General features: G+C 31.6%; 17 protein-coding genes. 14 read left to right on the top strand and 3 right to left on the bottom strand.

Annotation, left to right across the window (positions count from 1 at the left end):
• The first annotated feature begins 211 nt into the window (after window positions 1-211).
• The 12 genes from Q0845_RS01375 (at window position 212) to Q0845_RS01320 (ending at window position 7,221) form a co-directional block, all read left to right on the top strand.
• The gene (locus Q0845_RS01375; RefSeq protein WP_298507987.1) at window positions 212-1,099 is read left to right on the top strand and encodes a thioredoxin family protein; all 888 of its coding nucleotides are present in this window, start codon (window positions 212-214) and stop codon (window positions 1,097-1,099) included.
• A gap of 224 nt (window positions 1,100-1,323) precedes the next feature.
• Window positions 1,324-3,024 carry an AraC family transcriptional regulator gene (locus tag Q0845_RS01370; RefSeq protein ID WP_298507984.1) on the top strand — a complete coding sequence of 567 codons (1,701 nt, stop codon included), beginning with the start codon at window positions 1,324-1,326 and terminating at the stop codon, window positions 3,022-3,024.
• 88 nt (window positions 3,025-3,112) lie between these two features.
• The gene (locus Q0845_RS01365) at window positions 3,113-3,292 is read left to right on the top strand and encodes a hypothetical protein (RefSeq protein ID WP_298507982.1); all 180 of its coding nucleotides are present in this window, start codon (window positions 3,113-3,115) and stop codon (window positions 3,290-3,292) included.
• Window positions 3,293-3,453: 161 nt separating this feature from the next.
• A complete protein-coding gene (locus Q0845_RS01360; protein WP_298507979.1) occupies window positions 3,454-3,654 on the top strand; it encodes a hypothetical protein in 201 nt (66 codons plus the stop codon).
• A gap of 26 nt (window positions 3,655-3,680) precedes the next feature.
• On the top strand, window positions 3,681-3,872 hold the full coding sequence (locus tag Q0845_RS01355) for a hypothetical protein (RefSeq protein ID WP_298507976.1): 192 nt from the start codon (window positions 3,681-3,683) through the stop codon (window positions 3,870-3,872).
• 109 nt (window positions 3,873-3,981) lie between these two features.
• Window positions 3,982-4,173, top strand: coding sequence for a hypothetical protein (locus Q0845_RS01350; protein WP_298507974.1), 192 nt, complete (start codon window positions 3,982-3,984; stop codon window positions 4,171-4,173).
• Between the two features lie 129 nt (window positions 4,174-4,302).
• Window positions 4,303-5,997, top strand: a complete 1,695-nt coding sequence (locus Q0845_RS01345) for a helix-turn-helix domain-containing protein (RefSeq protein ID WP_298507971.1) — start codon at window positions 4,303-4,305, stop codon at window positions 5,995-5,997.
• A gap of 91 nt (window positions 5,998-6,088) precedes the next feature.
• Window positions 6,089-6,256, top strand: a complete 168-nt coding sequence (locus Q0845_RS01340; RefSeq protein WP_298507968.1) for a hypothetical protein — start codon at window positions 6,089-6,091, stop codon at window positions 6,254-6,256.
• Between the two features lie 202 nt (window positions 6,257-6,458).
• On the top strand, window positions 6,459-6,617 hold the full coding sequence (locus Q0845_RS01335) for a hypothetical protein (RefSeq protein WP_298507965.1): 159 nt from the start codon (window positions 6,459-6,461) through the stop codon (window positions 6,615-6,617).
• A 35-nt stretch (window positions 6,618-6,652) separates the two neighbouring features.
• On the top strand, window positions 6,653-6,802 hold the full coding sequence (locus Q0845_RS01330; protein ID WP_298507962.1) for a hypothetical protein: 150 nt from the start codon (window positions 6,653-6,655) through the stop codon (window positions 6,800-6,802).
• A 34-nt stretch (window positions 6,803-6,836) separates the two neighbouring features.
• Complete coding sequence (locus Q0845_RS01325; RefSeq protein ID WP_298507960.1) at window positions 6,837-6,992, top strand: hypothetical protein; 156 nt, start codon at window positions 6,837-6,839, stop codon at window positions 6,990-6,992.
• A gap of 31 nt (window positions 6,993-7,023) precedes the next feature.
• Entirely contained in the window at window positions 7,024-7,221 is a 198-nt protein-coding gene (locus Q0845_RS01320) for a hypothetical protein (protein WP_298507958.1), read from the top strand.
• A 62-nt stretch (window positions 7,222-7,283) separates the two neighbouring features.
• Here Q0845_RS01320 and Q0845_RS01315 read toward each other — a convergent pair whose 3' ends face one another.
• Together Q0845_RS01315 and Q0845_RS01310 are read right to left on the bottom strand one after the other, a co-directional pair.
• Window positions 7,284-7,760: a hypothetical protein gene (locus tag Q0845_RS01315; protein ID WP_298507955.1), complete on the bottom strand. Its 477-nt coding sequence runs from the start codon at window positions 7,758-7,760 to the stop codon at window positions 7,284-7,286.
• Window positions 7,761-7,813: 53 nt separating this feature from the next.
• A complete protein-coding gene (locus Q0845_RS01310) occupies window positions 7,814-8,956 on the bottom strand; it encodes a methionine aminotransferase (protein ID WP_298508760.1) in 1,143 nt (380 codons plus the stop codon).
• A 348-nt stretch (window positions 8,957-9,304) separates the two neighbouring features.
• Here Q0845_RS01310 and Q0845_RS01305 point away from each other — a divergent pair, with 348 nt between their 5' ends.
• Window positions 9,305-9,505, top strand: a complete 201-nt coding sequence (locus Q0845_RS01305; RefSeq protein ID WP_298507952.1) for a hypothetical protein — start codon at window positions 9,305-9,307, stop codon at window positions 9,503-9,505.
• Window positions 9,506-9,645: 140 nt separating this feature from the next.
• Here Q0845_RS01305 and Q0845_RS01300 read toward each other — a convergent pair whose 3' ends face one another.
• Window positions 9,646-11,748 (bottom strand): hypothetical protein, encoded by a 2,103-nt coding sequence (locus Q0845_RS01300; RefSeq protein WP_298507949.1) that lies wholly within the window; start codon window positions 11,746-11,748, stop codon window positions 9,646-9,648.
• A gap of 378 nt (window positions 11,749-12,126) precedes the next feature.
• On the opposite strand from Q0845_RS01300, the gene Q0845_RS01295 reads away from it, so the two are divergent.
• On the top strand, window positions 12,127-13,032 hold the full coding sequence (locus Q0845_RS01295) for a hypothetical protein (RefSeq protein ID WP_298507947.1): 906 nt from the start codon (window positions 12,127-12,129) through the stop codon (window positions 13,030-13,032).
• The last annotated feature ends 136 nt before the right edge of the window (window positions 13,033-13,168 follow it).

The raw sequence follows: 13,168 nt of genomic DNA, 5'->3' as shown, positions 1-13,168 counted from the left end.
ATAAACGTTCAAAGTACTAAGAAAGCTAAAAATCGTCAAATATATACGGATAAAATACAGGCTTTGTTGTACAAACTTCGATTTACGAGCAAAGAAATACAGGTTTTAAAAGATTGCTTTTTGTGAATAGATTTGTGCATTGTGTACATTTTATTGGTTTTCTTTTTGGGTTAGATGGAGTTTTGAAGCATCAAACAAAATCAACCAGAAAATGAACAAATTCTTTACTTTCCTATTGATGCTTTTTGTGTGTCAATTTTCAATATCGCAATCGGTCAATCAGTTGACAAAAGATGCACGCGGTCGTGACATGTTATTGGGTCAAATTACCAAAGAAGGTTTTACCTCAAATTCTTTTAACTCGTGGTTTTCTAAGAATTATGAAGCTTATGAACCGGATGCAGCAATCATTAAAAAACTCAAAAGAAAACTCAAAAAATACAACATCACCATTTTTATGGGCACTTGGTGTGGCGATAGCAAACGTGAAGTTCCAAAGTTTATGAAACTCCTTGAAGCTGCCAATTTCCCTGAAGAAAAGTTGCGCATCATTGGTGTCAATAATGCGCGAACAAGTTACAAACAGGGACCAAATGGCGAAGAAAAAGGCTTGAACATTCATCGTGTACCAACCTTTATTGTGTACAACAAACGTGGAAAAGAAGTTGGACGTATCGTAGAACATGCTGTGGAAAGTCTAGAGGCCGATTTGCTTCAAATTTGCAGAAAAAAATCATACGAACACAACTATCAAGTCGTAACAGAATTACATAAATTGTTTGAGAAAAAAGGAGCTGATTATGTGGCTGAAAATCAAGAAAAAGTCATTAAAAAATTACAACCCTATTCTAAAAGTTTAAAAGAACTAAACACCTATGGTTATGTGTTGCTTCGGGCGAAGAAATATGAAAAGGCAATTACAGTTTTCAACATGAATACTCAATTATTTCCAAGCAATAAAAATGGTTATGACAGTTTAGCAGAAGCCTATTTTACAACAAAAGATTTTAAAAAAGCTACAAAATATTATACAAAAGTATTAGCAATGGATGCGAACGACAAAAATGCAAAAAGCATGCTTGCGAAAATGCAGAAATAATTTATCAACGTAAAGTTTGTTTTGAAAAGCAGTGCGTCTCTGTATGAGATTATGCATTGCTTTTCTGTTTTATTAAAAAAAAGGCAGAACCTTCTATTCTTGCTTGAATTATTAGTAATTTTAACGGTAAAGTATTTTTCTTTAAAGACTTGATTAAACATCACCAACCATAGTTTTTAAATGCTTTTTATATCGTAGAACAAGCCCAGACGTTATCGCCATTTATGAAATTCTTGCTTTCCAGATTTTTAACATGTTTTCTTTGTTTCACACTAACTATTTGTGCGCATGCGCAAGAATTATCAAAAGATGCTTCTTTAGCAGCACTATATGAACACATCTTACAGCAAAAATTTTCTGATCCAAAAGGAGCACATATAAATGCAGAAACACTTTTACAAAGAAGTGAAGTTGAAAACAATTTAGAATTTATATTTAAAGCTTATTATCAATTGGCACGAATTGCCAACATTCAAGGTGATCATAAAACTGGACTTCAATTTGCAGAACAAGCCGTTATTGCCGCAAAAAAATCTGAAAGCAATATATTTTTATCTAAAGCACTTGTGACCAAAGGAAATGTACATGTATATCTTGGTGATGATGATGAAGCTTTAAAGCATTATTTACAAGCGTTAGACTACGCAAAGAAAAGCAAACACATTCGGAATCAAATCATGGCACGTGCTAATATTGCCAAAATAAAACGCAATGTACATTTTAATAAAGAAGCCTTAAAAATGTTTCAAGAAAACTTCAAATTGTGTCATGAACATAGATTAGAAAAAGAAACTATTGGAATTAACACCTATTTAGGACTTACTGGAACTTTTTTAACTTTATTACAACCTGATTCTACGCTTGTGTATGCAAAACCTGGACTTGCCTTTGCTTCTCAAAACAATGACGCAGAAGGAGAAAGCTATTTTTATATTGATATGGGAATTGCATATTACATGAAAAGCGATTTTGAAAAAGCTATTGAATATTTACAAAAAGCAAAAACCATTACATTAGATTTAAAGAATAAAAAGCGCTTGGTTGAAGTGTATTATTATATAGGGAAATCCTATGTAGGTTTAGAGTCTTATGATAAAGCTATTCAATTTTTGGAGCGCACTAAAGAAACTATTTCACAAGAAAATAAAAACAAAAATGCGCTTAAATTCAATCCGCATATTTTATTAAAAACCCACGAAACACTGGCAGATGTTTATAAACAACAAGGTGATATTGAAAAATCCAATGCTAGCTTCGAACATTATAAAGCTTTAGACAAGCTAAAAGATGTAGATCGTACTAATGTATATGAATCTTTATTAGATAATGCCAATAAAGAAAACAAACAATTAACTTCTTCTGAATCTCGTCTGAAAGGTACTGTAAAAGTCATTTCTTTCGCTGCTGGTATTGTACTAATTTGTTGTCTCGTTTTTATTTGGAAATTTGTCAACTTACGCAAAAAAAATAAGCTCATTTTTGAACAATTGATGCAAAAAATAGAAGCTGAAAGTCACCAGAAGAAGAAAAAAGATGTGACTATCCAAGATGAAAAAGTACAGGAAATTTTAACTCGTTTGGACAAACTTGAAGATGCTTTGTATTTTTTAAATAGCAATTGCACTCTACAAAATGTAGCCAAGAAAATAAAAACCAACACCAGTTATTTATCTAAAATTATTGGAACACACAAACAAAAAAAGTTTACTGAATATATTAATGAACTTCGCATTCAATATGTAGTTAAGCGACTCAAAGAAGATCCTAAATTTAGGAAATATGCAATCAAAAATATTGCAGAAGAAATAGGGTATAAAAGCACCAATTCTTTTACAAAACACTTTAAGGCTCATACTAAATTATATCCTTCTTATTACATTCAAAACCTTAATGAAAAAGAAAAAAATGATGACTCAAATTTATAAATTTGAGCTATGACAGGCACATTCTTACAATTTAAGGTATAAAATTATAGTATTTTCCATGATGAATAAATAACTTAAATAATTTCTTATGAAGAAAAAGAACTTAAACACGATGCATTTGAGAAAGCGTTTAATTGCTAATATGCAAGCGAATCATTTGCAAGCATTAAAAGGTGGAACTCGTCCAGATAGCGATGACCTCTTTGTCTCTGTCGATCTTACCTTTTGCCAAGGAAAACAACATTGCGAAAACAACATGTCAGCCTAACTAATTTATACCGTTTAAAATTACAAAAACCAGAAGTCTGACTTCTGGTTTTTTTGTGCGCAAAATCGTAAAATATTTATGTTTCTACGGAAATACTCGTATTTATAGGGGAATTTGTTGTCTATCTTGACATCAATTAACAAATCACAAAACTTATAATTATGAAGAAAAAAAGTTTAAACAAAGAGTTTACTTTTGACAAACTTGTTTTTAAAAAGGAAGTTATTTCTGCAATTACTCCCAAAAGCACAAATAAAGTAAGAGGAGGAAATATGTGCCATGACACAAATTGTACAATGGATCCATGTCCAACATTCTTGACAACTCGAATTTACAGTGGCGGTAGTGGCATGCCAGCGTAATAAAAATATAAATCAGAAGAACTATTATGAAAAAACAACTTAGAAAATTATCATTAAATAAAAAGCATGTAAGTCAATTGACAGAAGATATGCTGAAAGGTGGAACTAGTGGATTACCATGGCAAACACCTACACAATCTTGTTTCTTTAATTGCGGAGAAACTGGTGGACAAACAGGTCCTTTGTGTCTTACAGGAAATCAAACGAACTGTCAATAAAATACAATTTACATATACTTAAATGGTAATTTTGAAAGCTTATTTGTCTTAAATGCAAGTCTTTCTTTTTCTAATTTCAGTAACTATAATTAACTCAAAATATACAATAATGAAAAAACAACTTAGAAAATTATCATTAAATAAAAAGCATGTAAGTCAATTGACAGAAGATATGCTAAAAGGTGGAACTAGTGGATTACCATGGCAAACACCTACAAAATCTTGTTTCTTTAATTGTGGAGAAACTGGTGGGCAAACTGGTCCTTTGTGTCTTACAGGAAATCAAACGAACTGTCAATAAATTACAATTTACATATACTTAAAAAGCTTCTCATTTGAGAGGCTTTTTTTATATAGAAAGTTTACAAAACAAGATGAATATATTTAATTATTATTATTTTTAACATTCTTGATTTTTTAAACGGGTTTTATGATGCGAAAGATGGTTACATTTTGGAGTTTTATTGTTTTCGTATTCGCATTTTCAAATGTTTTTTCTCAAGAAATGCCAGAAGATGCCTCTTCTAAAGAAATTTTTGATTTCATCATTCAGCACAAATATTCTAATCCTGAGCTTTCGAAAAAATATGCTCAAATTTTAGTTACTAAAAGCAAAAAAGAACAAGATAGCATTCACCTTTTCAATGCGTATGCACAATGTTGTAAAATTGAAAACATTCTAGGCAATTATGAAGAAGCCATTAAACATTGTGATTCAGCTATTGTAACTGCCAAAGCATTAAAAAATCAGCTTTTTTTAGCCGAAGTTTATCTGACTAAAGGAAACGCCATTATATATCTAGGCGATAATAAAGAAGCATTGGCAAATTATCTCAATGCACTAGATATTGCAAAACAAAAAAATGCCGTTGAATTTGAAGTCGCGGCACAAGCCAATATTGCCAAGATTAAAAGACGCATGGGGTTTTATGAAGAAGCACTTTCCATATATAAAAGTAATGCAAGTTTGGCCGAACAACATAGTTTTGAAAATAAAATGATTCTCATCAATGCATATATGGGAATTGGTGGCACTTATTTACGTTTGCAGCAACCCGATTCTACACATAAATATTCAGAGATAGGATTGCAAAAAAGTTTGGCCATCAATGACATAGAAGGTGTGAGTTATTTTTATATTGATATCGGAATTGCACATTTTATTAAAGGGAATTTTGAAACTGCTATTGACTATTTAAAAAAAGCAGAAAAAATTACAAAAGGATTGAATAATCAAAATCGACTCACTGAAATATACTACTATATTGGTAAATCGTATTTTGAATTAAAAAAGTATAATGAGGCAATTATTTTCTTGAAAAATGTTGAAACCATTGTTGATGAAAAAAACCTCAAAAAGAGCGTAACGTTTAATCCTCCAGAATTATTAGGCACTTATCTTACACTATCTAAAGCTTATGAACTCACAGATAAACGTAATTCGTATTTGGACTACACTTCTAAATATTTAAAATTAAGAGATGCGAACGAGGGTAATGATATAGCAGTGATTAAAGAATTGTACGAAACTGTACAAAAAGAAAATAATGACCTCTCTTCCTTGGCTTCTCAATTAAAAAACAGGCTTATTTATGTAATAATATTTAGTGTTTTTTTAGTAGCATTGTGTAGTTATTTCGTTTGGAGGTTTTTAAAAGCAAAAAAGCAGAATAAAGTTATTTTTGAACAATTAGTAACGAAAGTAGACACTAAAAAAGTAGAAAAACCAGCACCTAATTTTACTATTGAAGACAAAAAAGTAGAAGCGATTTTAGAACGTTTGGACAAACTGGAAGAATCATTATTTTTCCTAAATAGCAATTGTACATTACAAAGTCTTGCAAAAAAAGTAAAAACAAACACAAACTATTTATCTAAAATCATCCATAAATATAAAGAGAAAAAGTTTTATGAATATCTGAATGATTTGCGAATTCAATATGTATTAAAGCGCTTAAAAGAAGATCCGAAATTTCGCAAGTATTCCATTAAGCATATTGCTGAAGAAATAGGTTATAAAAGCACAAATTCGTTTACAAAATACTTTAAAGCATCTACAAAATTGTATCCGTCTTATTATATAAAGAATCTAGAAGAGACTGCCGAAAATAATGCCTCAAATTAAGTAATTTGAGGTTTTTACACACTCAAACCTTAATATAATAGCGTTTAAATAAGCTATCTTTCATTTTATAATCTAACTAAAAAACTTATTTATGAAGGTAAAGTATTTACAAAAGATGAAACTCAAAAAAGCAACTATCTCTCGAATTAACCAAACAACAGCAATGTTAGTAAAAGGTGGAACTCGTCAAAATAATTCTACAGTCCACGTTGATGATTCTGCAATGGTTTCATATTGCGCAGGTATTCAATGTTATTAATCTATACACTTATTAATTCACAACTAAAAATCGGAAGTTTGACTTCCGATTTTTTTATGTTTTATTGATTCATTCCTTAAGTAAAATCTCTCCTCAAATCTCCTAATTTTTACTCCTCTTGCGGTACGTTTTCTTTTTTTCATAAAATACGAATCATACATTGAGATCAATAAAATTATTAATTAACCGCAAATATTTTTTTATGAAAACTCAAAAATTAAAATCATTGAAATTAGTGAAAGCTTCTGTAGCAAATTTAGATGCTAACAAACAAGAAAGAATTGTTGGTGGCGGAACGCGCGCTTGGACTGGTTGTATGACATTTGACTCTATGTGTCCAACTTCTTGTCACGCACACTAATTACAACTGATTATTAACCACAAAAAATCGAAATTATGAAGACTCAGAAAATAAAATCATTAAAATTAGTGAAAGCGTCTGTTGCACAATTAGACAACGGAAAATTGCAAAAAGTACAAGGTGGTGGAAGCCAGACAAACTGTAACCAACGTTCATTGTATCAAACTTCTTGTTGGGCACACTAATCACAACGTACATATTAACCACAAAATAAAACCCATGAAAACTCAAAAAACAAAATCTTTAAAATTAGTAAAAGCGTCTATCGCTAGTTTAGAAACAAAAACTTCTCAAGAAGTTGTTGGAGGACGTACACGTATTGGAGATTGCAATAGTAGAACTTCAATGTGCATCACGTCTTGTCATGCACACTAGTATTTTAATTATAACCTAAAAACTTTTAATCATGAAAAAAAAGAATTTAAAAAATCTATCTCTCAACAAAAATTCTGTTTCTTCTTTAGTAAATGAAGAAATAAAAGGTGGAAATTTTTCGTACAATCACCCAGTTTGTACTACACAAGAACCAGAGTTTTGTAATTGGACGTATAACAGATGGTGCTACAATACTGGATCGCCAGGAATTTGTACGGCACCTAAATAGTAGATAAATTTATCAGTAAAAAAAAGCTTCTCGATGGAGAAGCTTTTTGCTTTTGTATGTTTTTAAAGCTTTCTTTCAGCCTTTTCCATTTTTCTTTGTAGCTTTTCTATTTTCTCTTGCCACTTTACTTCATCTTCTGTAGAAAGTTTGTTTTTACGTTTTAGTTTTTCATACTTTTTTAACGCCTTTTCATATTTCTTTTTGGCTTTTAATGCCTTTTTCTGCCTTTTTTGTTTTCGCTTTAGTTCTTTTTCTAACTTCTTAACTTTCTTCTGCGACTTCTTATACTTTTTTTCTTCTTTCCTTTTTTCTTTGGCTGCTTTTTTTTCTGCTTTTAATCTTTTTTTATTGGCTTTAAACGTCTCAATGATTGTCTTTTTGTCTTCGGCAGAAAGTGTATTTGTTATTTTTACGCCATCGAGATAAATTTCTTGCTTATCAACTTCATATTCTTTTCCATTGTGTGTTACTTTTTGTGCATGGGCATTTGCAAACACACTTATAAGGATAAGTGCTAAAAGGTATTTTGTGTACTTCATTGAATGTTATTTATTGTTATATAATTGCTACAGGCAATATGCATACCAAAATATTAAATTTTATTTAAAATAGTAGCTGCCTTTTCCAATGTCTCTTCAGTTTTGGCAAAACAGAAACGCAGTAATTTATGATCTTCTTTGTTGGTGTTGAATACCGAAAGCGGAATGGACGCAATTTTGTTTTCGCGTGTGAGTCTTTTAGCAAATTCTGTATCAAGTTCGTTTGTGATATTATCATACGACAAGACTTGAAAATACGTTCCTTGCGAAGGTGTCCATGTGAAACGTGAATCTTTGATTGCATGGAGAAAGAAATCGCGCTTTTCTTGAAAAAATGCAGGCAATTGCAGATAATGTGCTGGATTTTTTAAATATTTTCCAATTCCAATTTGCATAGGATGATTTACAGAAAACACATTGAATTGATGTACTTTTTTAAATTCGTCCATTAATTCTTTGGGCGCAACACAATAGCCCATTTTCCAGCCTGTATTGTGAAATGTTTTTCCAAAAGAAGCGGTGATAAATGCACGCTCGGCTAGTTTTGGAAATAAAGCTGCACTTTGATGTTGTTCTCCATCAAAAATGATGTGTTCATAGACTTCATCACTCAACAAAATGATGTTTGTGTCTTCCAAAATAGACGACAATTCCAACATATCTGCTTTCGATAAAACCGTTCCGCTCGGATTGTGCGGCGTATTGATAATCATCAGTTTTGTTTTTGAAGAGATCTTGCTTCGCACTTCGTCCCAATCTACCGAAAATGCTTTTCCTTGCAATTGAATGGGCACTACTTTTCCACCATGTGCTTCAACAGCAGGCGCATAACAATCATACGCTGGTGTAAATATGATCACTTCATCTTCAGGACGTACAAAAGCACTCACAATGGTAAAAATGGCTTGTGTTGCTCCTGCAGTTACGACAATTTCTGTAGCTGGATTGTACGTTTTTTGATATAAATATTCCATCTTCTCCGCAATGGCTTCTCGTAAAATTACCGCGCCAGGCATTGGTGCATATTGATTGTAGTTTTCGCGCAAAGCTTGCTGTACCATTTCAATTAATATTGGATCTGAAGGAAAGTTTGGAAACCCTTGCGATAAATTGATCGCGTTTTCTTTTGCTGCCAGCTGACTCATTACCGTAAATATGGTGGTTCCTACATTGGGAAGTTTGGATGTATGGTGTATCATTATGGTGGTTTGTTGCTCGTTATTGGTTTTAGAATTCCCAAACGTCTGATCGAGTGAAATTCTAAAAGAATTTTGTATCGAGATCTGCTACGCTAACTGTATTTTTTTATTTCGCAGTACTTCTCGATACAATTTTCTTCATTTTATTTCGAAAAATCACTCGAAATGACGTTTTGATTATTCGATACTAAAAGTCGTGAATTTGAATGATTTTTCGAAATGAAATACCGAAAAAATAAAACACCATATAATACGCTTTCAAATAGTGCATTAGTACGGTGAACCCGTAATAGGTTTTAAAAAATATTATGTAGTATTATGCTGAAAACCATAAACTTACAAATCATGAAGAAAAGAAAATTCTCAGCTTTACAGCTTCACAAAAAATCCATTTCAAATTTTGAAAACAGTTCAATCCACGGAGGAGACGACAGTTCAACTCCTTTTACCCGATTAGATGCTTGTAATACCAGAGATGTCATTAGATGTCAAACAGGCGATGCTTGTCCAAGCGTATTTGGCTGTCCGTCTTTTGTACGATGCTAAGTTATGATAAGCGGGCTTCGGTTCGCTTTTTTATCGTATTTGATGAGGAATAGTTCTCTAAAAAAACTGTCTAAAGAATACAATTAATTTGCACTTTTCAGACAGTTTATCAGTTTATTTTAGAAGGATATATAAAGTTATTATTCCTCTAAACAGAATCCTCTAGAAACTTTATTGGAGCTTTTCCCAACGCTAGAACTATTGACAATGGTTCTATCACTTGCCTGAATATGAACTGTATAGCCACAAGCTGGCAAGTTTGCTGTATCAATTCCCCAAGTTCCTCGTACAAAATCCAATCGACTGTCCGTATCATTGACGGTAATCTGAGCGCCTGAAACAGTTGTTGTATCACCTGTACTTAATTGGACATTGTTAATGTCAATTGCTATGTCATTATTATTATTTGGTGCAGCCCACAAACGAACTCTGTTTAAGTGTCTGTCGTTCGTAACAGAAAAAGTTCCTTTTACGTTGGCTCCTTGTGTAAACTTACCGCAATCACCATTGGCTATAGTAATATTGATATCTACTTCTGGACGATCTTTATCAACCATAAATACAATCGTTTCACTTTGTGTGCCTGATGCACTTTCAATATACAACTCATGAATTCCACTTTCTGTTGGTGAGAATACGCCCAATATATCATCATTGACATGTGTTTGTATATTTCCTGTGGTTTTGGGTAAATATCTGTAATAACTATCTGTTGGTCTTTGCTGAATACTTTGATTTGTTTGTGTTCCTTGAGAAAGATTAAATCTAGTAATAGCTACTGTAAATTGTTTTTGCAATGCATACGCTTCTGTATCTGGCTCTTTGATAATTATTTTATAGCGTGCATTCGTACTCGGATTTAATAACTTTCCTGTGATGTACATACGCCCATCAAACGGACTATATTTTGCCATAATATTATTTGCCATTCCGCTAGGTCCATTTGCCAATCCAGAATTTTCATCAATAATATCTGTGTCCACACCACCAATACTTTCTATCCAAGGTTGGTTGGCTATTTGACTTGTTGGTATAGTAATTCCGCTAAGTTCCGTTTCACAAACTTCCCAATCGCCCCATTTAGCGACATAATCTGGATTATTTGCCGGTGGCGGTGTATTCCAAGAAAGTATTCCTTTAATTTTTACTTTTTCATTCTGACCAATTTCGTTTTGATATTTTGATACATCTACTGGTAAAAATGTACTATACCACAATCCATCTTCTGGCAATTGTTTCACGTCATATACATTTACAGACGAAGTTCCCATAAATCGCCAACCATTACCAAAATCCATATAAAAAGCAACATATTCGCGGCTTCCACTTGTACATAAATCACCAGAAAACCCTGTGTTTTTTTTAATATGGATATGTGCTTGCAGTTCACTGAATTTCGCATTAAAGCTTACACAAGTTAACTCTTCATAAGTAGTATTAAACTTTGATGATTTATGCAATTGCACACTCTTCTTTAAATCAATATTAGCTACTTTAAACTTTGTTTGCCATTTGCTAAAATCATATAAACTAAATAGATTGATATTCTGAACCGACATGGAAGTAAGTCGTGTATCATTGGCTTCTTTTTTGTATGATTTTTTTAATTCATCAAGCTTTGACGATTGATAATATGGAAGACCATTAATAAATGGATTTGCAAAAAAATTGGAATTTCCTAAATATCCTAAATTGAATATTGAGAAAGGTAATTTTGTAGGTGCAATTTGAATTCTAACTTCTTCCACATTTCCATAGATTGGCTGATAGTCTGGTGTATTAGTTGGTGGTTCAATTTCCCATGATAAGATTGCACGTATGTTAGGTAATACAGGACTTTGTGCACATTTTCTAGAAACTGATGGCGTAATTTTAAGTTTTACTCCATAACACAATCCATTATGGTTTTGTACATTTTGCACTTTTAGACTTGTAACACCCATATCTTCCCAAGTTCCGTTATTTTCATAGTCAATATAATAACGTACAAACTCATAACTGGTTTGTTCATTTCCTGTACCTTGATATCCAAATTCTTTTTTAATTTCAATGGTACTTCTTAGCTCATTTGTGGCTGGGTGAAAACTTGTACAACCCAACGCTTCATAGCGTGTTGAAGCTACAATCTTTTTAGAAGGTGTTAGATATTTTTTACTGTCTAAATTTCCATAATAATTTAGGTTGGAAATAAGGTTGAGTTTAAGATCGAGACGATCTTCTAGGTTTATTTTTTTTGTTGACATAATTGTTTGATTTAAAGTTTTGTGTTGGGAAAAACATCCCGTACATACTGCAGTACTTTACAAAACTCCAAAAAATACAATCATCTAAATATGAGTAATTTACCCTTAAAAAACTCATAATAAACGGAAAAACTTTAGGCGGTTTTACTTTTAATTTTTAGGTTGTAACACCAGTGTAGTTTCAGATAGTATAGCTTTTACTAGTCTAAACTGAATATTAAGTAATTTACTTAAAAAGGTATGAGATTTAAAACAAAATAATGAGTTCTTAATTTAACAACACGAAGCTATTTCCTACTTTTTATACTATTTTACATTCAGTATTATTTTTTTCTTACTTTTATCATAGTATTTTTTTAACTAAAAAAACAAATATTTATGAAGAAAATATTAATTTTCACTTTGTTAGGGATTGCATATATTACACTTTTCTTGAGTTGCGAGACTGAAAATCAAAATTTTGAAAAAGATCTAAATAAGGCCATTGAAAAGCCTACGAAAATAATATCAAATCAAGAAGCGATTACACTATTTCAAAATGACCAAGTGACGCGTTTAAATATTATTGATAAAAAAGATGTTTCCTTCGAAGACAAAGCTATTCATTTCGATTTTACTGTGCTTGAAAAATATTTTGCAAAGTTAGAAGCACTTGTTTTAAAAAATATGTCTGTAACTGGAGTAAGTTTTGTATTTGGAGCTGACAACAGTGGGAAAAGAACTGTTTTTTTAATACCTACAACTCTCAATAGCGAATTAAATTACCATGAAGGTTTTACTATTGAAAACGAAAAATTTATTGCATTTAAATATGCAAATCATTCTTTAAGCGCTCAACTTGATTCTCAAAATGACGAAAATCTAATTTTTTCTTCAAATGGATATTTATCATTCAATGATGCCATACAACTTTTCAATGCTTATCAAAACCAATATATAACTCCATTTTCAGATAAAATAAAAAAAGAGTATTACACAAAAGTCGTTTGGTATTCTTTAGATGAACTAAAAGCCTATATGTCATATCTAAAGAAAAAATCAAATGAGAACAATCTTGCAATAAACGGTATTACTATTTATTTTGGGGTATATGAAAATGACCGAAGTTTAGAATTAAAGGCAAACGCTCAAACCATTTTCTTGATGCCTAGTCATAATATGCAAAGCATTGTGAATACTAATAAAGATACTTTTAAAGAGATTACTCAAGATGGTTTTTTAGTTAAAAGCAGCGAAGAAAGTTTGGTTCAAAATCATGGAGGGCTTTTTCCACCTGGTAATTAAGTTCTAGCTAGTTTTAAAAAACAATAGATAAAAATATCTGACCAAATAGAGAAAATAATAAACGAGTCATCTAAGATTTATGTCCATAAAACAGAAACATTTTAGGTCATTCACCCCATACTTTTAGGGTTTTAAA

The organism is uncultured Kordia sp., assembly GCF_947489565.1.
Taxonomy (GTDB): Bacteria; Bacteroidota; Bacteroidia; order Flavobacteriales; family Flavobacteriaceae; genus Kordia.
This window is presented reverse-complemented; position numbering and strand designations above follow the sequence as displayed.